At 73.0% G+C, this 21,743-nt stretch carries 16 protein-coding genes; 11 read left to right on the top strand and 5 right to left on the bottom strand.

All coding sequences use genetic code 11. From position 1 onward, the window contains the following. The first annotated feature begins 63 nt into the window (after positions 1-63). Together OG485_RS32245 and cyc2 are read left to right on the top strand one after the other, a co-directional pair. The gene (locus OG485_RS32245) at positions 64-1,263 is read left to right on the top strand and encodes a damage-control phosphatase ARMT1 family protein (protein ID WP_328672096.1); all 1,200 of its coding nucleotides are present in this window, start codon (positions 64-66) and stop codon (positions 1,261-1,263) included. 201 nt (positions 1,264-1,464) lie between these two features. Next, positions 1,465-3,642: a germacradienol/geosmin synthase Cyc2 gene (cyc2, locus tag OG485_RS32250; RefSeq protein ID WP_328672097.1), complete on the top strand. Its 2,178-nt coding sequence runs from the start codon at positions 1,465-1,467 to the stop codon at positions 3,640-3,642. A gap of 20 nt (positions 3,643-3,662) precedes the next feature. Here cyc2 and OG485_RS32255 read toward each other — a convergent pair whose 3' ends face one another. Further along, positions 3,663-4,118, bottom strand: a complete 456-nt coding sequence (locus tag OG485_RS32255; RefSeq protein WP_328672098.1) for a hypothetical protein — start codon at positions 4,116-4,118, stop codon at positions 3,663-3,665. On the opposite strand from OG485_RS32255, the gene OG485_RS32260 reads away from it, so the two are divergent. From OG485_RS32260 to OG485_RS32270, 3 genes are all read left to right on the top strand, one after another. Then, complete coding sequence (locus OG485_RS32260) at positions 4,117-4,806, top strand: PDZ domain-containing protein (protein WP_328672099.1); 690 nt, start codon at positions 4,117-4,119, stop codon at positions 4,804-4,806. The two genes, OG485_RS32255 and OG485_RS32260, sit on opposite strands and share 2 nt — an antisense overlap. A 225-nt stretch (positions 4,807-5,031) precedes the next feature. Continuing rightward, the gene (locus OG485_RS32265; protein WP_328672100.1) at positions 5,032-6,156 is read left to right on the top strand and encodes an aminopeptidase P family protein; all 1,125 of its coding nucleotides are present in this window, start codon (positions 5,032-5,034) and stop codon (positions 6,154-6,156) included. Between the two features lie 63 nt (positions 6,157-6,219). Then, positions 6,220-7,167 (top strand): aminoglycoside phosphotransferase family protein, encoded by a 948-nt coding sequence (locus tag OG485_RS32270; RefSeq protein ID WP_328672101.1) that lies wholly within the window; start codon positions 6,220-6,222, stop codon positions 7,165-7,167. A 94-nt stretch (positions 7,168-7,261) separates the two neighbouring features. Here OG485_RS32270 and treZ read toward each other — a convergent pair whose 3' ends face one another. After that, on the bottom strand, positions 7,262-9,007 hold the full coding sequence (gene treZ / locus OG485_RS32275; RefSeq protein ID WP_328672102.1) for a malto-oligosyltrehalose trehalohydrolase: 1,746 nt from the start codon (positions 9,005-9,007) through the stop codon (positions 7,262-7,264). Positions 9,008-9,200: 193 nt separating this feature from the next. Here treZ and OG485_RS32280 point away from each other — a divergent pair, with 193 nt between their 5' ends. The 3 genes from OG485_RS32280 to OG485_RS32290 all read left to right on the top strand — a co-directional run bounded on the left by OG485_RS32280 (position 9,201) and on the right by OG485_RS32290 (position 11,729). Further along, entirely contained in the window at positions 9,201-9,767 is a 567-nt protein-coding gene (locus OG485_RS32280) for a DUF1707 and FHA domain-containing protein (protein ID WP_328672103.1), read from the top strand. Positions 9,768-9,987: 220 nt separating this feature from the next. Then, positions 9,988-11,313 carry a M14 family zinc carboxypeptidase gene (locus OG485_RS32285; protein WP_328672104.1) on the top strand — a complete coding sequence of 442 codons (1,326 nt, stop codon included), beginning with the start codon at positions 9,988-9,990 and terminating at the stop codon, positions 11,311-11,313. Next, positions 11,310-11,729, top strand: coding sequence for an SSI family serine proteinase inhibitor (locus OG485_RS32290; protein ID WP_328672105.1), 420 nt, complete (start codon positions 11,310-11,312; stop codon positions 11,727-11,729). The genes OG485_RS32285 and OG485_RS32290 overlap by 4 nt, the downstream gene beginning before the upstream one ends. A gap of 1 nt (position 11,730) precedes the next feature. Here OG485_RS32290 and OG485_RS32295 read toward each other — a convergent pair whose 3' ends face one another. Then, entirely contained in the window at positions 11,731-12,981 is a 1,251-nt protein-coding gene (locus OG485_RS32295; RefSeq protein WP_328672106.1) for a M14 family zinc carboxypeptidase, read from the bottom strand. Between the two features lie 645 nt (positions 12,982-13,626). Here OG485_RS32295 and OG485_RS32300 point away from each other — a divergent pair. Next, entirely contained in the window at positions 13,627-14,718 is a 1,092-nt protein-coding gene (locus OG485_RS32300; protein ID WP_328672107.1) for a cytochrome P450, read from the top strand. Here the strand turns inward: OG485_RS32300 and treY are convergent. Together treY and glgX are read right to left on the bottom strand one after the other, a co-directional pair. Continuing rightward, positions 14,678-17,128: a malto-oligosyltrehalose synthase gene (gene treY, locus OG485_RS32305; protein ID WP_443048952.1), complete on the bottom strand. Its 2,451-nt coding sequence runs from the start codon at positions 17,126-17,128 to the stop codon at positions 14,678-14,680. The two genes, OG485_RS32300 and treY, sit on opposite strands and share 41 nt — an antisense overlap. 127 nt (positions 17,129-17,255) lie before the next feature. Continuing rightward, positions 17,256-19,364, bottom strand: a complete 2,109-nt coding sequence (gene glgX / locus OG485_RS32310) for a glycogen debranching protein GlgX (RefSeq protein ID WP_328672108.1) — start codon at positions 19,362-19,364, stop codon at positions 17,256-17,258. Positions 19,365-19,543: 179 nt separating this feature from the next. Between glgX and OG485_RS32315 the strand changes: the two genes are divergently transcribed. Then, entirely contained in the window at positions 19,544-20,362 is an 819-nt protein-coding gene (locus OG485_RS32315; protein WP_328672109.1) for a Tat pathway signal sequence domain protein, read from the top strand. Positions 20,363-20,418: 56 nt separating this feature from the next. Further along, a complete protein-coding gene (locus tag OG485_RS32320) occupies positions 20,419-21,735 on the top strand; it encodes a copper amine oxidase (RefSeq protein WP_328672110.1) in 1,317 nt (438 codons plus the stop codon). Positions 21,736-21,743: the final 8 nt, after the last annotated feature.

A 21,743-nucleotide genomic window follows, 5' to 3' on the forward strand; every position in this document is an offset into this window, starting at 1 on the left:
AGGGGCCGCTCGGCGCGCACCGCGTCGGACGGCCCCTTCTGTTCTGCCGGTACGGTGAGCCGCATGCGCGATCCCGACGCCCCCGCCCCCTCGGCCGCCGATCCCGACGACGCCCCGGTGGTCGTGAGCTCGGTGCGGGGCTCGTTCCCCTGGAGCGTGCTGGCCCAGCGGCATCCGGCGCTCATCCGGAAGGTGCGGGACGCCTTCCCGTACGGTCCCGAACAGCGCCAATCGCTCGACGACCTGCTCAGGAGCTGCGCCGAGGGGGTCGTCGAACCGCTCATGGCGTCGGCGGCGGACCGCGGCCAGTGGGATGCCTGGGGTGGCCGGGAGTACTACGGCCGGTCCTGGTTCGACCTGCCGTTCCTGTGGTCCGAGAGCTACTTCTACCGCAGGCTCCTCGAAGCCGTCGGCTACTTCGCGCCCGGCCCCTGGCAGGGCATCGACCCCTTCCGCCCCTTCAAGCTCGCCGAGCTCGACACCCCGGAGGCCGACGAGGAACTCGCCGCGCTGGACGACCTCGCGCGGCGGCCGGCCGGGGAGCAGGAGGAGGCACTGCTGCACGGCTCGCTGTGGGGCAACCGCGCCGACCTCGGGTTCAGCCTGGCCGGCGCCGGGGCCGGGACGGCGGCCGAGTCCCAGCTCGTGGCGAACGACGCGGACGTGCTGCGGTCCCTGTTCGACGGCGGCACCCTCTGTCTCGTCGCGGACAACGCGGGCCGGGAACTCATCCCCGACCTCCTCCTCGTCGACCACCTGCTCCGGCACGGCCGGATCGGGCGCGCCGCCCTGCATGTGAAGCCGTACCCGTACTACGTCTCCGACGCCACGACGGCGGACGTGCTGGACGCCCTGCGCCGGCTCACCGCCGCGAAGGGAGCGGCCGGCGAGGCCGGGAAGCGTCTCTGGGCGGCCCTGTCCGAGGGCCGGCTCACCCTCCGGACCCATCCCTTCGCCTGCGGCCCGCTGCCGTACGCCGATCTGCCCGACGACCTCCGGCGGGAGTTCGCCGCGGCCGACGTGACCCTTCTGAAGGGCGACCTGAACTACCGTCGGCTCATCGGTGACCGGCTCTACCCCGCGACCACCCCGTTCGCCACCGCCACCGCCCGTTTCCCCGGTGCGGTGGCCGCGCTGCGCACCCTCAAGTCCGATGTCGTCGTCGGGCTCACCCCCGCCGTCGAGGCGGCCCTCGACGCCGCCGAGGACGACCGCTGGCGCACCGGCGGAACCCACGCGCTGATCCAGGCGAGACGCGGATGACCACGCGCCCGGCTCCCGGAGCCCGTCGAGTCACCTGAAGCGGCGTCACCTGAGGCGGCAGGGACGGAAAGGGCGAGGCGGTGGGGTGGGCCCGACCTGATGGAGAGGCCGTCGTGTGCGGCTTTCGGCGCGGTTCACGCGATGGTGTGATCATGTCCTGGCCTGCGGATGTGCGCGCGGGGCCCTGGGTAGGGCCCGGCCATGACGCAGCCGTTCGAACTCCCCCACTTCTACATGCCGTACACCGCCCGGCTGAACCCGCACCTGGACGAGGCGCGGGCGCACTCGGTCGAGTGGGCCCGCGACATGGGCATGCTCGAAGGCTCGGGCATCTGGGAGCAGTCCGACCTCGACGCCCACGACTACGGCCTGTTGTGCGCCTACACCCACCCCGACTGCGACGGACCGGCCCTCTCCCTCATCACCGACTGGTACGTGTGGGTGTTCTTCTTCGACGACCACTTCCTGGAGACCTTCAAGCGCACCCAGGACCGTGACGGCGGCAGGGCCTACCTGGACCGCCTGCCCCTCTTCATGCCGCTCGACCTGTCGGCCCCCGTCCCCGAGCCGGAGAACCCCGTCGAGGCGGGACTCGCCGACCTGTGGGCCCGCACGGTGCCCTCGATGTCCACGGCATGGCGCCGGCGGTTCGCCGTGTCCACCGAGCATCTGCTCAACGAGTCGATGTGGGAGCTGTCCAACATCGACGAGGGACGGATCGCCAACCCCGTCGAGTACATCGAGATGCGCCGCAAGGTGGGCGGAGCCCCCTGGTCGGCGGGGCTCGTCGAGTACGCGACCTCCGAAGTGCCCCCGTCCGTCGCGGAGTCGAGGCCGCTGCGCGTCCTCATGGAGACGTTCTCCGACGGAGTCCACCTGCGCAACGACCTCTTCTCCTACCAGCGGGAGGTCGAGGACGAGGGCGAGCTCAGCAACGGCGTCCTCGTCCTGGAGACGTTCTTCGGCTGCACGACACAGCAGGCCGCCGAGACCGTCAACGACGTACTCACCTCACGGCTCCACCAGTTCGAGCACACCGCGCTCACCGAGGTGCCCGCACTGGTCGCGGAGAAGGGGCTCACCGCGGCGGAGACCGGCGCCGTCGCCGCGTACGCGCAGGGCCTCCAGGACTGGCAGTCCGGCGGACACGAATGGCACATGCGCTCCAGCCGCTACATGAACAAGGGCGCCGTCGAGGAGACGCGGCCCTTCGGCATGGGCGGGTTCGGGACATCCGCGGCGGACGTCGGGGCGCTGCTCTCCGCGGCCGGGGCGGAGCGGCTGCGCGCGTACACCCACGTCCCGTTCCAGAAGGTCGGACCCTCCGTCCTGCCCGACTTCCACATGCCCTTCGAGGTCACCCTCAGCCCGCACCTCGCGGGAGCCCGGGACCGCCTCGTCACCTGGATGCACACCACGGGCATGCTCCAGGAGGGCGTCTGGGACGAGGACAAACTCATCGCCTACGACCTGCCGCTCTGCGCGGCGGGCATCCACCCCGACGCGACACCCGAGGCCCTCGACCTCAGCTCGCAGTGGCTGGCCTGGGGCACCTACGGCGACGACTACTACCCGCTGCTCTTCGGCAATCGCCGCGACCTGGCCGCCGCCAGGCTGACCACGACGCGCCTGTCCGCCTGCATGCCCGTCGAGGGTGAGGAGGTGCCCGTCCCGGTCAACGGCATGGAGCGGGGACTGATCGACCTGTGGCGGCGCACCACCGCGGACATGACCCCGGACGCCCGGAGCACCCTGCGCGCGGCGGTGGACGTGATGACGGAGAGCTGGCTGTGGGAGCTGTCCAACCAGATGCAGAACCGCGTCCCGGACCCGGTCGACTATCTGGAGATGCGCCGGGCGACGTTCGGTTCCGAGCTCACCATGAGCCTGTGCCGCCTCGGACACGGCCGGACGGTCCCGCCGGAGGTCTACCGCAGCGGCCCCGTCCGTTCACTGGAGAACGCGGCCATGGACTACGCGATGCTCCTGAACGACGTCTTCTCGTACCAGAAGGAGATCGAGTACGAGGGAGAGATCCACAACGGCATCCTCGTCGTGCAGAACTTCTTCGGCTGCGACTACCCGGCCGCGCTCGGCGTCGTCCATGACCTGATGACCCGGCGCATGGAGCAGTTCCAGCACGTCGCCGCCCACGAACTGCCCCTCCTGTACGACGACTTCAAGCTCTCGGAGGAGGCGCGTGGGATCATGCGCGGCTATGTGGCGGAGCTGGAGAACTGGCTGGCCGGAATCCTGAAGTGGCACCAGGACTGCCGCCGTTACGGCGCGGCGGACCTGGCCCGGCGCGCCCACGGCTTCGTGCCGGACCAGGTTCCCGCGCCGCCGATGGCACTTCGGGCGCAGCCCGTCCCGGTCTGACGGACCCGGGGGCGCGGGAGTCAGCGCCTGACGCCGCGGCGGGCCGCCTCGGAAAGCTCCGGCAGGAGGACCGCCGCGGCCCCGGTGACCTCGCGGACCTCCTCCGCGAGGCCCGGGTCAGCGGCGGCCACGCGGGCGACCTCGTGGTGCTCGTCGACGATGAACGCGCGGAGGTTCGTGCCGCGCCAGTGTTTCAGCGTGTCGGTGGGGAAGCGCGCGGTCCCGCCGGACTCCGGTCCTGCCGTGAGCGTCTCCCGCAGCCGTGCCAGCGCCCGGGCGGCCTCACGGGGCCGGCCCGCCTCCCGCTCCGGCCGGGAGAGCGTCAGAAGCGCGGAGACCCTGCCCCGGCCGCTTCCTGGGTCGGAGACGGAGACGGGGGCGGCAGTCTCACTCGTTCGGGGATCGTCGCGGGCCGGAGCGCGGGGTAGAGCATCAGCCGAAGGCGGTCCGTAGAACATCTGCCGGAGGCGACCCATGGAACAGACCGCGCTGCGTCCCAAGCCGATGCCCGGCGGGGATCCGGGCGGCGGCACCCGTCCGTCCGGCGGCACCCGTCCGTCCGGCGGAGCCCGGCGTCCGCACGCGGCGCGGCGTCGTGGAAGGCGTCTGATCACCGTGGTGGCCGGGGTGTCCGCGGGAGTGGTCCTCGTCCTGTCCGGTGTGGGGCTCGGCGCGGTGGGCGCGACCGTGATCGGCGTGAGCAGGCTGGCGGACCTTCAGCGGCAGACCGGCGCGGCCGGGCAGCCACGGCAGCCCTCCGCCGCCTCCGAAGCGCCGAAGCCGGGCGGTTCCGGGGTGCCGCGGGCCGGTGGGGTCAGGACGGAGTCCGGCGGTACCCCGGTCCGGCCGGGGGAGTCCGAGCGGGAGTCCGAGCGGGAGTCCGAGCGGCGCTCCGTACGGGGGACCCTCGGGGTCGAGGCGGTCGACGCCCCCGGCGGCGCGGGTGCGTTCATCGTGGGGGTGCACCTCCCCGGTCCCGGCTACAGCGCGGGCCTGGTGCGCGGCGACACCCTGCTCGCCCTCGACGGGACCGCGATCACCTCGGCCGCCGGCCTGGCGCGCGCGGTGGCGGACGCGGCGCCGGGCGTCGAGGTCACCCTGCGCGTGCGCCACGCGAACGGCAGCCGCGGACAGCTGTCCGCCGTCCCGGGCACCGCGACCTGAGACCCGGAGCCGCCCTCGCCGCCCGGGAGATCCGGAGCCCCCCGCCCGGAAGACCCGGAGCAGCCCTCACCGCCAGGGGGCCCGGAGGCGTCCTGCTGCTCCTGGGAGCCGGCCTCGCCCTGGAGGGCTGACCGGGCGCGGGCACGACCGGCTCGCGTACACCCCACCGGAGGGGCAGGATGCTGCCGTAGCCCCCTGGGGAACTCCGCACACACGGAGGCATGGATGACCGACGCCACACCCGCGCCCTTCACCGCCGACGACTACGAGGCCCGTATGCGGCGCGCCGCCGAGGCCGCGGCCGACGCCGGGCTCGACGGCGTCCTGGTCGCGCCGGGGCCCGACCTGGTGTGGCTGACCGGCTACCGCCCGGTCGAGACGGAGCGGCTCACCCTGCTGGTGCTGCGGACGGGACACGACCCGGCCCTCGTCGTGCCCACCCTGGAGGCGCCCGACGCGGCCAAGTCGGCCGGCGCCCCCGCACTGACCCTGCACGCCTGGACCGACGGCACGGACCCCTACGCGGCCGCCGCGCCCCTCCTGGACGGCGCGGGCCGCTTCGGCATCAGCGACAACGGCTGGGCCCTGCACCTGCTCGGCCTCCAGAAGCGGCTCCCCGACACCCGCTACGCGGCCCTGACCGAGGCCCTGCCGATGCTCAGGGCCGTCAAGGACGAGGCCGAACTGGAGCGGCTCGCGGCCGCCGGAGCCGCCGCGGACGAGGCGTTCGAGGAGATCCGCAAGGTGCGCTTCGCGGACCGCAGGGAGTCGGAGGTCTCCAAGGACCTCGCCGATTTGCTGCGCCGGTTCGGACACTCCCAGGTGGACTTCACCATCGTCGCCTCGGGCCCCAACGGCGCCAACCCGCACCACGAGGCCGACGAGCGGGTGATCGAGGCCGGCGACATGGTGGTCCTGGACTTCGGCGGACTCAAGGACGGCTACGGCTCCGACACCTCCCGCACGGTCCACGTCGGCGAACCGGACGACGAGGAGCGCAAGGTCCACGACATCGTGCGCGAGGCGCAGGAGGCGGGCTTCCGCGCCGTGCGTCCCGGGGCCGCCTGCCAGGACATCGACCGCGCCGCGCGCGCCGTCATCGAGGCCGCCGGGTACGGCGAGTACTTCATCCACCGCACCGGGCACGGCATCGGCGTCACCACCCACGAACCGCCGTACATGGTCGAGGGCGAGGAACAGCCCCTGGTCCCCGGCATGTGCTTCTCCGTGGAGCCGGGGATCTATCTGCCCGGCCGTTTCGGGGTCCGTATCGAGGACATCGTCACGGTGACCGAGGACGGCGGACGCCGGCTCAACAACACGTCCCGCGAGATGGTGATCGTCGACTGACATGAGCCCGCACACCGCGCGGCGACCCCTTCGCATCCGCCCCCGGACGACAAGGGCGCGACCATGAACGCGACACCGACACCGGCCCCCGTACCGACCCCCGAGACCGTCCGCCGGCTGGTCCGCACCCTGCTCTCCGACGACGCCGCGCCCGGTCCGGGACCGGACGTACGGCCCGTCCGCGAGCGGGGCGGACACACCTGGTGGGTGGGCCGACGCCATGTGCTGCGGCTCGCCCTCGACCGCGAGGCATCCCTGCGGCAACGCCGTGAACTGCGGCTGCGCGATCTGGTCCGCCCGTTCGTCGGGGGCACCGTTCCCATGAGTGTGGCGCAGGGCGAGTGGGCGAGCGGACTGACCTACACCCTGGACACCAAGGTGCCCGGTGTCCCGGGCGAGGAACAGGCCGTCTCGGCACTCGGCGAGGCCGACCTGGCCGACCTGCTGACCGGGCTGCGCGAGGTCCCCGTACCGCAGGCCGAGACGCTGGGGGTGCCGCGGACCCCGCAGCGCTCCCTGGAGGCCCTGCGGGCCGCCGCCGTACGGGCCGCCGAACGGATTCCCGCGGAGGAGTTCGACCCCGCCCGCTTCGACCAGCTCGCCGCGCCCGCCGCCGTGCAGCTCGGCGCGCAGACCGGCGCCCCGGTCCTCGTGCACCACGGACTCCTCGGCGAACACCTCGTGGTCAGCCCCGACGGCCGGGTACGGGGCGTCCTCGACTGGTCCGGGGCGGTGACCGGGGACCCGGCCGAGGACATCGCGGGGCTGGCCCTCGCGGTCGGCGCCCCCGCGGCCGTACGCGCCGCCACCCTCGCCGGTTACGGCGCCCGCCCCTGTCTGCGCGGCCTGTGGCTCGCCCGCTGCGACACCGTCATCCGGCTCGCCGACCGCCTCCGCGGCGACGACGCCGGACAACTTGCGCTCGCACAAGCCCAGTTGGCGCGCGCCTGGGAGCCGATCCTGCTGGAGCGGGTCACGGACCTGCGGGACCCTCCGGACGAGACGCCGTAGGGACCCGCGGGACGAGACGCCGTAGGGACGCCCGCCCCGGACGCCGCAGGGCGCCCGCGCGAAACGGCGTCAGGGGCGCCCGTCCGAAACGGCCTCACGCCTGGGTCAGCACCACGCACGACTCGCCCGGCACGTTCAGCACCCCGTCCGTGCCCGGTGCCTCGACCGGGTCCCAGGCCGCGAGGACGCGCGCTCGGCGGATACCGAGGGGAATCGCCGCCGGGTCCTTGCCGAGGTTCACGGCGATCCGGACGTCCCCGCGCCGGACGGCGACCCAGCGGGCCCCCGGATCGTGGGCGACCCTGACCGCCGCGAGGTCGGGGTCCGACAAATCGGCCTGGCTCCGGCGCAGGGCGATCAGGTCGCGGTACCAGGCCAGCAGGCGCGCGTGCGGGGCCCTTTGGGGTTCCGACCAGTCGAGACACGAGCGGTCCCGGGTCGCCGGGTCCTGCGGGTCCGGCACGTCCTCCTCGGCCCAGCCGTGCGCCGCGAACTCCCTCCGCCTGCCCCGCCGCACGGCCTCGGCGAGCTCGGGATCGGTGTGGTCGGTGAAGAACTGCCACGGGGTCGTGGCGCCCCACTCCTCGCCCATGAAGAGCATCGGCGTGAACGGCCCGGTGAGCGTCAGCGCGGCGGCGCAGGCCAGCAGCCCGGGGGAGAGGGACGCCGACAGCCGGTCCCCCTGGGCGCGGTTGCCGATCTGGTCGTGGGTCTGGGTGTAGCCGAGCAGCCGCTGCGCCGAGACCCGCGCGCGGTCGAGCGGACGGCCGTGACGGCGCCCGCGGAAGCTGGAATAGGTGCCGTTGTGGAAGAAGCCCGACGTCAGCGTCTTGCACAGCGCGGTGAGCGGGGGGTGCGCGAAGTCCGCGTAGTAGCCCTGGGCCTCGCCGGTCAGCGTGGTGTGCAGCGCGTGATGGAAGTCGTCGTTCCACTGGGCGTGCAGCCCGAGGCCGCCCTCCTCGCGGGAGGTGACGAGCCGCGGGTCGTTGAGATCCGATTCGGCGATCAGGAAGAGCGGCCGGCCCAGGTCGCCGGCGAGCGCGTCCACGGCCGCCGACAGCTCCTCCAGGAAATGCACCGCCCGGGTGTCCCGCAGCGCGTGCACCGCGTCGAGACGCAGCCCGTCGAGCCGGTAGTCGCGCAGCCAGGCCAGCGCACTGCCCACGAGATACGCGCGCACCTCGTCCGAGCCGGGCGCGTCGAGGTTCACCGCGGAGCCCCAGGGTGTCTGGTGGGTGTCCGTGAAGTAGGGCCCGAAGGCGGGCAGGTGGTTGCCGGACGGGCCGAGATGGTTGTGCACGACGTCCAGGACGACTCCCAGGCCGAGTTCGTGCGCCCGGTCGACGAAGCGCCTCAGCGCCTCGGGACCGCCGTACGGCTCGTGCACGGCCCACAGGGAGACACCCTCGTAGCCCCAGCCGTGCCGGCCGGGGAACGGGCACAGTGGCATCAACTCGACGTGTGTGACGCCCAGTTCCGCGAGGTGTTCGAGCCGGTCCGCCGCCGCGTCCAGGGTGCCCTCGGGGGTGTACGTCCCCACGTGCAGTTCGTAGAGGACCGCGCCGGGCAGCGGGCGTCCGGGCCAGTCGGCGCGCCACGCGTACCCCGCCGGGTCGACCACGGCGCTCAGTCCGTCGGGGCCGTCCGGCTGACGGCGCGAGCGGGGATCGGGCAGGACCGGCCCGTCGTCCACCGCGAACCCGTACCGGGTCCCCTCCGCCGCCTCCGCCTCGCCCGTCCACCATCCGTCACGCCCGGGATCACGGTCCAACGCGCGCGTGACACCGGCGCAATGGAGCGTCATCCGCTCGGCCCGTGGTGCCCACACCTCGAATCGCATGGACGCTTCCCCCTTGTCGGCTCGCAGTGACTCAGCCCGTCCATGGTCCTCCACCGGAGATCAATTCGCTTTCGGATCCACCCTTTTGCCGCGTGTTCGTCGCCCTTTGGTCGCGCGAACGGCCGCACGCGGTCCCACCAGCCGTTTCCGGGTCTTCTGGACACCCTGTCGTTACTGGCCGACAATCACGAGCGTGACGTCGTCCTTCGAGTTCCACACGTACCCCGCGCGGCTGTCCGACGCGGAGCGCGACCGGGCGCTCAAGTCCCTCCGTGACGGTGTCGCGCTCGGCCGTCTTTCGCACGACACGTTCATCCGCCGTATGGAGCTGGTGCTGTCCGCCCGCCGCTCCGAGGAACTCGCCGTGCTCACCGCCGACCTGCCCGCCGGCGACGGGCCCGCCGCGCGGCGCTGGTCGAAGCGGGTGTTCGGCACCGTGGAGGCCGTGTCCGGCTTCACGGTCCGGCTGCGCCGGGCCTGGCAATCCGAGCGGCTGCCCAAGCTCCAGCTGCCGGACCCGAGGGACGCCTACCCGCTGCGCATCGGCCGCGACCCGGCCAGCGGACTGCGTCTCAACCACGAGACGGTGTCCCGCGTGCACGCCGAACTGCGCCGCCAGGACGGTGTCTGGGTGCTGCGCGACCTCGGCTCGACCAACGGCACGACCGTCAACGGGCGGCGCGTCATCGGCGCGTCCGTCGTGAAGGCCGGCGACCAGATCGGCTTCGGCCGCATGCTGTTCCGCCTCGCCTCGGCCTGAACCGCGGCGCGGCACGGGAGTGCCGAGGAGCCCTGGCGCGCCCGGAGAGCGGGCCCGGACCCGGGTTCACCCGCCCGCCCCCGCAACATCCTTTCGCTCCCGTGGTGTTGACGTACCCCCGGGGCTCGTGACTGACTGTGTGTACTCCGTGCACATCAGGTGAACGACGGCACCGTTCGAGTGGAGGTGTGCCCTGCCGCCACTCCGCCGCTACCCGACCGTGGACGAACTCGGTGTCCGCGCCGCCGCCCTCGTCGCCCGGCGCCCCGACGACGCCCGGCTGCGCCGCGTGGGCACCTCCCGGGCGGGCACACCGATGCTGCTCCTGTCCGTCGGACACGGCAGCCGCCAGGTTCTCGTCGTCGCCGGACCGCACGCCAACGAACCCGTCGGCGGCGCGACCGTCCTGCGGCTGGCCGAACGGGCCCTCGCCGACCCCCGCCTCACCGAGGGCGCGGACGCCACCTGGAACCTGCTGCTCTGCCTCGACCCCGACGGCTCCCGCCGCAACGAGGCCTGGCTCCAGGGCCCTTACACACTCGGCCACTACTTCCGGCACTTCTTCCGGCCCGGCTTCCTCGAACAGCCGGAATGGCTGCCCGAGGGCCCGGACGCCGCCGCCCTGCCCGAGACCCGCGTCCTGCTCGGCCTCCAGGACGAGCTGCGGCCGTTCCTCCAGTGCTCCCTGCACGGCGTCGACGTCGGCGGCGCCTTCGTCGAACTGACCCGCGATCTGCCCGGTCTCTCCCAGCGGGTCGCGCACAGCGCGGCCCGCCTCGGCATCCCGCGCGAACTCGGCCCCTACGACACCCTGTACTGGCCGACGCTCGGCCCCGCCGTCTACCGCGTCCCGCCGCCGCGCCGGGGAGACCTGGCCGCCGCCATCACGGAGGCCGCGGTCGACTCCACCTGGTTCCACCCCCAGCCGCACGGCACGGTGACCGCGATCGTCGAGGCACCCATGTGGGGCGTCGGCGCCGTCGAGGACCGGGCCCGCCCCGCCGATCCCGACGCGGTGCTGCGCTCCGTCAGCCACACCCTGCGGCACGACACGGCGGTCCTGGAGGACATCCTGGCCCAGGTGCGGCCCGGCCTCGGCAGCTCGCCGGAGGCGACCCGTCTGCTCGCACCCGTCGACGACTATTTACTGGTCGGACCCGGACTCGCCGACTCCTGGGACCCCGACGTGCGCGACGCCGGCGGGCGCGCCCTGCCCTCGCTCGACACCGCCCGGCTCACCGCCCTGCGCCTGGCCGGGCGCAGGGTCGCGCTGCGCACGGCCGGGCTGCTGCACCAGCTCGTCACCGCCTCCGGGCAGGACCCGTGCGGCGTGCTGCCCGAGCTCGACCGGCTGATCGACGCGTGGTGCGCCGAGTACCGCGACGGCTGCGGAGCGCGCTGGATCCCGGTCGCGCGCCAGGTCGAGTACCAGGCCCGGGTCGTGCTGGCCGCGTTCGAACTCGCCGGGCGTCACACCGGCACGTGTTCCCGTTCGGGTGACTCCGGCTGGACCGCGCAGGCCACGGTGCCGATGCACCGGGAATGACGACAACCCTTCGAGCGATCCGCGCCGGCCTGCTCGTCCCGCTCGCGCTCCTCCTGGCGGGCGCGGCCCCCGCCGCCCATGGGGCACCCGGGCACGGCCTGCCCGGCAACTGGCTCCGCCTCGCCGTCACCCGCGGCGACGCCCGCGTCGGCGACGCCCCCGGCGTCCTGCTGCTCTGCGATCCGCCCCGGGGCCACGCCCACGCCGCGCAGGCATGCCGGCAACTCGCCGCCGCCGGGGGCGACATCGGCCGCATCCGGAGTCGCGCCGGTGCCATGTGCCCGATGCTCTACGCGCCGGTGACGGCGTCGGCGCACGGCGCATGGGACGGCCGCCGGGTCGACTACACGCACGCGTTCTCCAACTCCTGCGTGATGGGGGCCGAGACGGGCGCGGTGTTCGACCTGTCGGGCTGAGTCAGACGGCGCCGTCGCGTGCGTGGCGGGCGGCCGCCATCACCGTACGGGCCTGGTGCTCGACCTGGTTCTCCAGCGGCACCCAGCGGGCCCGGAAGCGTTCGGCGAAGGCGTCGCTCCAGCCGGCGACCAGCTGTCCGAGGTGGGGTGCCTCGCGGTCGTCGGCCTCCTGGAGGACGCGCAGCAGCATCGACGCCGCCCGCAGCGGGATCCGCCGGCCGAACGCGTCCACGCTGCCCACGTACGCCATCGTCGTGTCCACGGGGGGTGGCAGCGACCAGTCCGCCGCCAGTCCCGGCACCAGTTCCAGCGCCCACTTCGCGGCCCGCAGCAGCGGCCCGTCGGGACCCCGCAGCCGGGGCAGGGCCCGCCCGAGCACCTCCTCCACCTGGCCGGCGTCCGTCACCAGCCGCTGGGCCAGGCGTCGCATGGCCGCCGCGGGCGCGGGGTGCGGCGCCGGGTCGTCCACCAGGTCGCTGGCCCACATCGGCACCTCCACGACGGCCGTCAGACCGCCGTACCGGTGGGCGTGGTACCAGGTGCTGTGCCGGGCGTCGTCCGGCATGCTCGGGTACGCCGTGTCCGAGCCCGGCGCCGGCATCACATGCACCCCGGGCCCGGAGGCGGGCCAGCCCGCGGCGTCCGAGGCGGCCGTCTCGACCGGGATGCGCAGCTCCGCCGCCGACTTGGCGAACGGTTCCGCGAGGCCCGGGATGTCCTTGGTCAACTGCACCCAGCTGCCGCCCAGATCGGTCCCGTGCAGCGTCACCTGGAGATAGGGCCGCACCTCGTCGATGACCCGGGTCAGCGCCCGCGTCTCCGGCGGCAGCCGGTCGGGCGGCAGGACGGAGGGCGACCACTCCGGCTGCTCGGGTCCGGCCGGGCGGAAGAAGCCCAGGTGGTAGTCGAGGAGCGTCCGGGGCGCGGGTGTCACATGAAGGCTCGCCCCGTCGGGGTCCGCGCACAACAGAAAGTGCCAGGAGGTGTCCCTGCGCAACTCCCGCCGGTACAGCACACGTTCGGCCAGGGACAGCAGCGTCGACCCGCCCGTCGGCTCGTTGGCGTGGGCCCCCGCCACGACGAGCACCGCGTGCCGGGCATGACCGACGGACAGCAGGTGGAGGGGTCTGCCCGCGCGGGAGGCGCCCACTTGTCTGAGGATGCACAGGTCGGGCCGGCGGGCCGTCAGCGCCCAGGCGGACGACACGATTTCGGTCACACTGGGGTAGCGCAACTCCGGCAGATGACTCACCCCCGACTTGTCCGCCCTGCGTCGCTTTTGGCAGTACTCCACGGTCTCGGGGAACTGTCAAGGACGCGTCGGCGCGGCCGCGAGGGAGCCCAGGTGGCATTTTCCGCCGGCAACGGGCGGTGGAAGGTGCGCGGCCTTTCCCGGCCGGAGAGGACGGCGTCCCGCAGGCCTGCGGCGTACCGGACGGGATCCCCGGAACGGGTGCTCGGGAGGACACGGCCGGCGCCCGCGCGCGCTACGCGCGGGCGGGCCGGGACGACGTACACGATTCACTCGTCCGGGTGTACGGGAACTGCGGTCCGGGGCGGGCGGTGGTCGACTCGGACCAACCGCGCGCGGTCGGTCCGGCGCGCAGACCCGAGGTGGTGGCCCGCGGTGCTGTGTCCACACGGCCTTCCCGGCGAAGGCGCTCCGCCGGCGCCCCCCACGATCCCACCGGCCCCGATCCCGTCCCCTCCACCGCCCGACGCCGAACCGTTCCCGCCGTTCGGCGCCGAGCCCTTCCCGTCGTCGGACGGCGGGACCTTCCCGCCGGTCGAGGCCCCGGCGCCGGCTCACGCGTCGGCGGTCCCGTTCGCCCCGTCCACGCGCTCGCCGGACGGGCCGTGCGGGCCGTACACACCTCCGCGCGGGTCCTCCGCGCGCGTGGGCGGACCGGCGAGCCTGCTCGATCCGGGAACCGAGCGTGATCCCCACCCGCTCTACCGCACCCTGCGCGGAAACTTCCCCCTGGTCCACGACGAGCCGTTCGGCGCCTGGCTGATCAGCAGGTACGCCGATGTGCGCGCCGCGCTCGCGGACCCCCGGCTCGTCGCGCCGTCACCCGGCCCGGTACCGGCCCACGGGGAGCTCCGCACGCACGACGCGTACCGGGCCATCGCCTCCGCGGCGCTGAGGAACCAGATGTCGGCCGCTCTCCGGGCGGGCGTCGAGCGCACCGCCTACGTCCTCGCGAGCCGACTGGCCGACCGTCAGGAGGCCGACCTGGTCGCCGAGTTCTGCCGGTGGCTGCCCGCCGCCGCGGCCGTCACCGCGCTCGGACTGCCGTACGAGGACACCATGCGCGTACACGCGTGGTGCCGAACGGGACTCGACCACCTCGGCGGTCACCGCCCCGGACTCGACGCCTACCTGCGCCCCCACCTGGTCCGCCGTCGCGCCCACCCCGGTGACGATCTGCTGTCCGCGCTGTGCACGGCCCGCCTCGACGGACGGCCGCTCCCGGACGGGACCGTGACCGAGCTCGCCGTGACCGTGCTGGGCGCAGCCGGCGAGACGACCGCGCGCGCCCTCGCGTCGTTCCTCGCCAACCTCCTCGACCATCCGGGCCGACTCGACCTGATCCGCGCCCGCCCCGGGCTGGCGGGCGCCGCCTGGGCCGAGTCGCTGCGCCGCGACCCGCCGCTTCAGATCGTGGCCCGCCGGGCGCTCGAACCCATCGGCCCGATCCCCGAGGGCGCCACCGTGGCGTGTCTGCTCGGCGCCGCGGGCCGCGACCCGGCGCGGTTCGCCGACCCGGACCGCTACGACATCTTCCGAGCCGACCCGGGCGACCTCGCGTACGGCTCGGGACCGCGGCACTGTCTCGGCGCCCCGCTGGCCCGGCTCACGGCGGAAGCCGGGCTGCTCGCCCTGCTGACCGTGCTGCCGGGCCTGCGCAGGGCCTCCGGGCCCCGGCCGAGCCCCGAGGGTCTGGTCAGCCGTTCACCCCGGACCCTTCCGGTGTGTCCGCGCTGACGCGCTCCAGCAGCACGACGGGTGACCTTCCGAAGAGGTCCGCCACGCGCGCGTGCCCCGTGAACTCCCGCTCCGCGGAGCCGGAGGGGAGTACGTCGGCCCACCGCCCGTCGGGGAGTGCGAGCACGGTGTCCCGCCAGCCGCCGGCCTCGGCGAGCCCCAGCGACAGCCGGGTGACGGCCGTGATCACCTCTCCGGACCGCACGAACGCCACACAGTGGTCGGCGGCCGGCCCCTCGGCCCACAGCGGCGCGTACGTCGCCGCGTCGCCGAAGACGTCGGGCCGCCGGGCGCGCAGCCGCAGCGCGGCGGCCGTGAGCGCGGGCTTCTCCGCGGCCGGGTCGCGCGGCGCGAACGCCTCCCGGTTGTCCGGGTCCACCAGCGCCCGGTACTCGTCCTCGGTGCCCTGGTACACGTCCGGCACCCCGGGCATCGTCAGATGGACCAGGGCGGCCCCCAGGACGTTCGCCCGCACATGCGGGCCCAGCGAGGTCCGCAGGGCGGCCACGTGCCGTCCTGAGGGCCCGCACGGCCCGTCGGTGACGAACGCCGCCACCGCGTCCTCGTACGCGGGGTCGCGTTCGGTCCAGGCGGTGCGGGTGCCGGCCTCCCTGATGTGCTTCAGCAGGGCGTCCCGGACGCGCTCCGTGTGCTCCCCGGCCCCCTCCTCGGCGGTGGCCGGGCCGAGCCCGAACACCGTCTGCCACGCGGCCCACGCCACCTGCGGGTCGGGGACCCCCGGCCCCTCCCGGGCCGCTTCCGCCAGGACCTCGGACCAGGCCTCCGGGCACTGGGTGAGAACCGAGACGGCGGCGCGCACGTCCGCGCTGCGTTTCGTGTCGTGGGTCGACAGGACGGTTCCGGTGGCGGGCCAGTCGCGCTGCACGCGCGCGCAGTAGGCGTGGAAGTCGTCCGGGGACACCGCGGGCCGGCCCGGATCGCCGCCCACCTCGTTCGCCGACAGCAGCGGCACGTAGCGGTAGAACGCCGTGTCCTCCACCGACTTGGCGCGCAGCGCCGACGACGTCTGCGCGAACCGGGCCCGGAAGGCGGCCTCCCCGGGCCCGTCGCCGTCCCGGCCGAGCAGCAGGGCCCGTACGACATCCACGGCATGCGCCTCCTCGGGCACCCGGAACGCCGACCTGGCCTCGGCGGCGGCCCGCTCGGTGACCACCAGGGACGCGTCCGTGGACGGGTAGGGCCGGTACACCTCCAGCCGGACCAGGAGTTCCCGCAGCGCGGCGCCCAGGGCCCAGGGCGCGTGGTCGCGGGCGGCGGGGTCGGGGGCGGCGGCGCACAGCGCGCTCACCTCGCGGGTGAGGCGCTCGACCTCCGTGGCCAGTTCGTACGTGATCACCTTGTACGCCGCCCGGCGCACCGTGCTCTCCCAGTGGCCGCCCCGGTCGGCCTGCGGGCCCGCGAACCGCCGGTAGCGGCCGAGCATCCGGCTCGCGCCCGCCTCGTCCGTGAAGAGGCCGTCGACGTACCGCAGCGCGTCGTAGCCGGTGGTGCCCGCCACGGGCCACGCGGGTGGGAGCGGCTCGCCGTCCGCGAGGATCTTCTCGACCACCGTCCAGCGGCCGCCGGTCGCCTCGTGCAGCCGGCGCAGATAGGCGTCCGGGTCCGCCAGTCCGTCCGGGTGGTCCACGCGCAGTCCGTCGATCACGCCGTCGGCGACGAGCTGAAGGATCTTCACGTGGGTCGCCGCGAACACCTCCGGGTCCTCGACGCGCACCCCGATGAGCTCCGAGATGCTGAAGAAGCGCCGGTAGTTGAGCTCGGTGCGGGCCAGCCGCCACCACGCGGGGCGGTACCACTGGGCGTCCAGGAGCTGGGGCATCGGCAGCTGCGCGGTGCCCTCGCGCAGCGGGAACACGTGGTCGTAGTAGCGCAGTATGTCGCCGTCGACCTTCAGCTCGCCGATCTCGGCGCCGAGGCGGTCCCCGAGCACCGGCAGCAGCAGCCGGCCGCCCTGGGCGTCCCAGTCGATGTCGAACCAGCGGGCGTACGGAGACCGGGGGCCCTCGCGCAGCACCTCCCACAGGGCGTGGTTGTGGCGCGGGGCCATCGCCATGTGGTTCGGCACGATGTCCACGACGAGGCCGAGGCCGTGCTCCCGGGCGGTGCGTGCCAGGGAACGCAGCCCCTCCTCACCGCCCAGTTCGGTCCGTACGCGTGTGTGGTCCACCACGTCGTAGCCGTGTGTCGAGCCGGGGACGGCCTCCAGGACGGGGGACAGGTGCAGGTGGGAGACGCCGAGCGAGGCCAGATAGGGCACGGCCGCCTCGGCGCGGCGGAAGGGGAACTCCGGCTGGAGCTGGAGCCTGTAGGTGGCGGTCGGCACGACGGGGACGACCGGGCCGGGGACGACCGAGTCCGCGATCGCCGGTTCGGGGCGCTCAGGGGTCATGCGCATCTACGTACCCCTCCGGCCGCCTTTCTGTCAGCGCGGCCCGAGGAAGGGCACGCACGGCCCCTTCCCCGCGTCGTGGGCCCACGACGCGGACCCACGCGCGCGGGGAGGGGAAGAGGCGGTCCTAGGCGGGCCGCTGGAGCACCGTCATGCTCCGGTCGACCAGGGTCAGCCGGTCACTGGCCGCGACCTTCGCGCCCGTACCCGGGGCCACTCCCTCCGGGAGGGACGTGTCCACGACGACCTGCCACTGGCGTCCGTGGTCGACCGGCACGACGAATTCCAGGGGCTCGGGGGAGGCGTTGAACATCAGCAGGAAGGAGTCGTCGGCGATGCGCTCCCCGCGCGCGCCCGGCTCGGAGATCGCGTTGCCGTTGAGGAACACGGACAGCGCCCGGGCCTGGGCGGAACCCCAGTCGCGCTGGGTCATCTCCTGGCCCTCCGGGGTGAACCACGCGATGTCGGAGAGCTCGTCGTGGGTGCCCTGGACGGGCCGCCCGTGGAAGAAGCGCCGCCGCCGGAAGACGGGATGGTCCCGGCGCAGCCACACCATCGCGCGCGTGAAGGCGAGGAGCTCGCAGTCCTCCTCGGGCCACGGCACCCAGGCCAGCTCGCTGTCCTGGCAGTACGCGTTGTTGTTGCCGCCCTGGGAGCGCGCGAACTCGTCGCCGTGGCTGAGCATCGGCACACCCTGGGAGAGCATCAGGGTGGCGATGAAGTTGCGCCGCTGCCGGGCCCGCAGCGCCAGCACGTCCGGGTCGTCCGTCTCACCCTCGGCGCCGCAGTTCCAGGAGCGGTTGTGGCTCTCGCCGTCCCGGTTGTCCTCGCCGTTGGCCTGGTTCTGCTTGTTGTTGTACGACACGAGGTCGTTCAGGGTGAAGCCGTCGTGACAGGTCACGAAGTTGATGGAGGCCAGCGGACGGCGTCCGTCGTCCTGGTACAGGTCGGAGGAGCCGGTCAGCCGGGACGCGAACTCGGCCAGCGTGCGCGGCTCACCGCGCCACAGGTCCCGCACGGTGTCGCGGTACTTGCCGTTCCACTCCGTCCACAGAGGGGGGAAGTTGCCCACCTGATAGCCGCCCTCGCCGACGTCCCAGGGCTCGGCGATCAGTTTCACCTGGGAGACCACCGGGTCCTGCTGGACGAGGTCGAAGAACGACGACAGCCGGTCCACCTCGTGGAACTGCCGGGCCAGGGTGGCCGCGAGGTCGAAGCGGAAGCCGTCCACGTGCATCTCGGTGACCCAGTAGCGCAGCGAGTCCATGATGAGCTGGAGCACGTGCGGGGAGCGCATCAGGAGCGAGTTGCCGGTGCCCGTGGTGTCCATGTAGTAGCGGGGGTCGTCCGCCAGACGGTAGTACGAGGCGTTGTCGAGGCCCCTGAAGGAAAGCGTCGGTCCCAGGTGGTTGCCCTCGGCCGTGTGGTTGTAGACCACGTCGAGAATGACCTCGATACCGGCCTCGTGCAGCGCCCGGACGGCCGACTTGAACTCCAGGACCTGCTGTCCCCGGTCGCCCCAGGAGGCGTAGGCGTTGTGCGGGGCGAAGAAGCCGATCGTGTTGTAGCCCCAGTAGTTGTTGAGACCCATGTCGACCAGCCGGTGGTCGTTCACGAACTGGTGTACGGGCATCAGCTCCAGTGCCGTGACGCCCAGCTTCGTCAGGTGTCCGATGATCGCCGGGTGCGCGAGCGCCGCGTACGTGCCGCGCAGTTCGTCCGGGAGCTCCGGATGCAGCATCGTGAGGCCCTTCACATGGGCCTCGTAGATCACCGTGTGGTGGTACTCCGTTCGGGGGCGCCGGTCGTCGCCCCAGTCGAAGTACGGGTTGACCACGACCGACGACATGGTGTGCGGCGCCGAGTCGAGGTCGTTGCGCTTGTCGGGTGAACCGAACGGATAGCCGTACACCTCCTCGCCCCAGCTGACGGAGCCCGCGATCGCTCGCGCGTACGGGTCGAGCAGCAGTTTCGCGGAATTGGCGCGCTGCCCGCGTTCGGGCGCGTACCGCCCGTGCACCCGGAAGCCGTACCGCTGTCCGGGCATGACACCGGGCAGGTACGCGTGGCGCACGAACGCGTCGGTCTCCCGCAGTTCCACGGCCGTCTCCGAGCCGTCGTCGTGCAGAAGGCACAGCTCAATACGGTCGGCGGCCTCCGAGAAGACCGCGAAATTGGTGCCGGCGCCGTCGTACGTGGCACCGAGTGGATACGCCTCACCAGGCCAGACCTGCATGGATATGACTCTTCCAGTAGTGCCGAGCCCCTGGGGGGCGAGTCCGAGCCGAGTCTCCCCGAAAGTGATGGAACCTCACATGACTTACATCCCTCTTACCCCGCGACCAGGCATATCGCGTATGCCGAACCAGTGGGACTCGAACGACTCCTGGGGACGTAGGGGGAGTAGGGGGAAATGTGCGCAAGATAGTGCACCGCCATCTGGGCAAGGTGGTGGCGGGTGCGGCCATCGCGGTGGCCGGGACGGCCGTGATGATCGGAGTCACCCTTCCGGGGTCGGCGGGGGCCGACGAATCGGGCGGGACGAGCGGGAGCGGCGCAAGCGGCGGGACCGCGCAGCAGGCGGGGCAGGACGCGGCGGGCGGAGCCGTGCGGCCCGGCGTCGTCGAGCGGGCGCCGGCCGAGGGCCGCAAGGGCAAGGGCCGTGACCCGCTGACCGACGACGAGATGCGGCGCGCCGAGCGGATCGCGGTGAACCGGGCGCTCTTCGACTCCAGCGAGAACGTCGAGGGCGCGCGCGGACCACAGCGCATCGGAGTCGACCTCGCCGAACCCGACACGGCCGATCTGGACAACCCGAACGCGCCTCGCCGCGCCGACATCACGTTCTACGACTACAAGGACGACACGCTCGTCACCAAGACCGTCGACCTCGACACCGGGAAGGTCGACCGGACGGGCGTCCAGCACGGCGTGCAGCCGCCGATCAGCCGTGACGAGATGACCGAGGCCGCCCAGCTGCTGATCGCCGATCCGCTCGGCGCCGGCCTGAAGGCCGACTTCAAGGACGCGACCGGCAAGGAACTCACCTCGCCCGACCAGCTGATGCTCAACAGCATGGTCTACCGCGCGACCTCCGGCGCCCCCGCCGCCCTCGGCGCCTGTGGCGAGCACCGGTGCGTGCGGCTCTTCCCGAAGGTCAAGAACGGGCCCTGGATCGACAGCCGTGACCTGGTGATCGACCTGAGCGCCCGCAAGGTCGGCAAGCTCGGCTGAGCGCCGCCCGTCCTTCCTTCCCACCTTCACAGCTTTCCGCAAGGAGTCGTTTCTTCATGCGCGTCAACAGAAACAGCCATGCCCGCAGCCGGGCCGCCGTGGGCCTCTCGGCGCTCGCCCTGGCCGCCGGCGCGACGACGGCCGCGGGACCGGCCGTCGCCCAGCCCAGGTCCGCTCCCGCCCCGGCCGCCGACTGCAGCGCCGCCTACCGGATCGAGCAGAAGCTCGCCACCGGCACCACCTGGCGGATGTGCTGGCACTACGAGAGCGAGGCGGGGCTCGTCCTGGAGAACATCTCCTACCAGCCCCCCGGCGAGGCCCAGCCGATCAAGGTCCTGAGCACGGCCAAGCTCGCCCAGATCGACGTCCCCTACGACGACGGCTCGGTCGAGTACAGCGACCTGACCGGCGCGGGCTTCGGCCAGGGACTGGTCGACATGGTCCCCGCCGAGTGCCCCGGCGGCGCCATCAAGACGGTCAAGGTCCCCGACGCCTGGGACCCCGAGCACGCGAACGTCAAGGGCCTGTGCACCACGACCCGTTCACGCGGCCACGCCTACCGGATGGAGTCCGAGACCGGGAACAAGGTCTTCCAGAAGCAGGGCAAGGACCTGCTCGTCTACACCGTCAACAAGGTCGGCTGGTACGAGTACATCACCGAGTGGCGCTTCCAGGACGACGGCACCCTCAACATGAACGTCGGCGCCACCGGCAGCCTCTCGCCCTTCGACTACGACGCGGGCGACGGCCGCGGCTGGCCGCTGGGCAAGGGCGCCAAGGACTACGCCACGAGCCACAGCCACAACGTCTTCTGGCGGCTCAACTTCGGCCTGGACGGCTCGTCCAAGGCGAAGGTCGAGCAGTACGACTCGGTGGTCAGCCCGCCCGCGCAGGGCCAGGAGGCCCCCAGCAACAAGACCACGGTCACCAAGGTCGGCAAGGAACTCGCCGGCGACGCCAAGAACATGCGCTGGTGGCGGATCGTCAGCAACTCCGGCAAGAACAAGGACAACCACGCACGCTCGTACGAGTTCGTCCCGGGCGCGACCACCAAGTACCTCGGCCGTTCCTTCACCAAGCACGACATCTACTTCACCGAGTACAACAAGTGTGAGCAGTTCGCGAGCGACAACCTGCGCAACTGCGGTGCCGGGCACGGAAAGTCCGTCGACAAGTGGGTCGACGGGCAGACGCTCACCCACCCCGTGGCCTGGGTCAACGTGGGTTTCCACCACGTCGCCCGGGACGAGGACCAGCAGCCGATGCCGGTCCACTGGCAGGGATTCTCCATCGCCCCGCGTGACGTGACCGCTATGAATCCGCTCACTCCTCCGGAGCTCGCCAACCAGAACGGGCATGTCGAACCAAGGTAGTTGGGAAA

It is taken from the genome of Streptomyces sp. NBC_00328, assembly GCF_036139655.1.
Classification (GTDB): domain Bacteria; phylum Actinomycetota; class Actinomycetes; order Streptomycetales; family Streptomycetaceae; genus Streptomyces.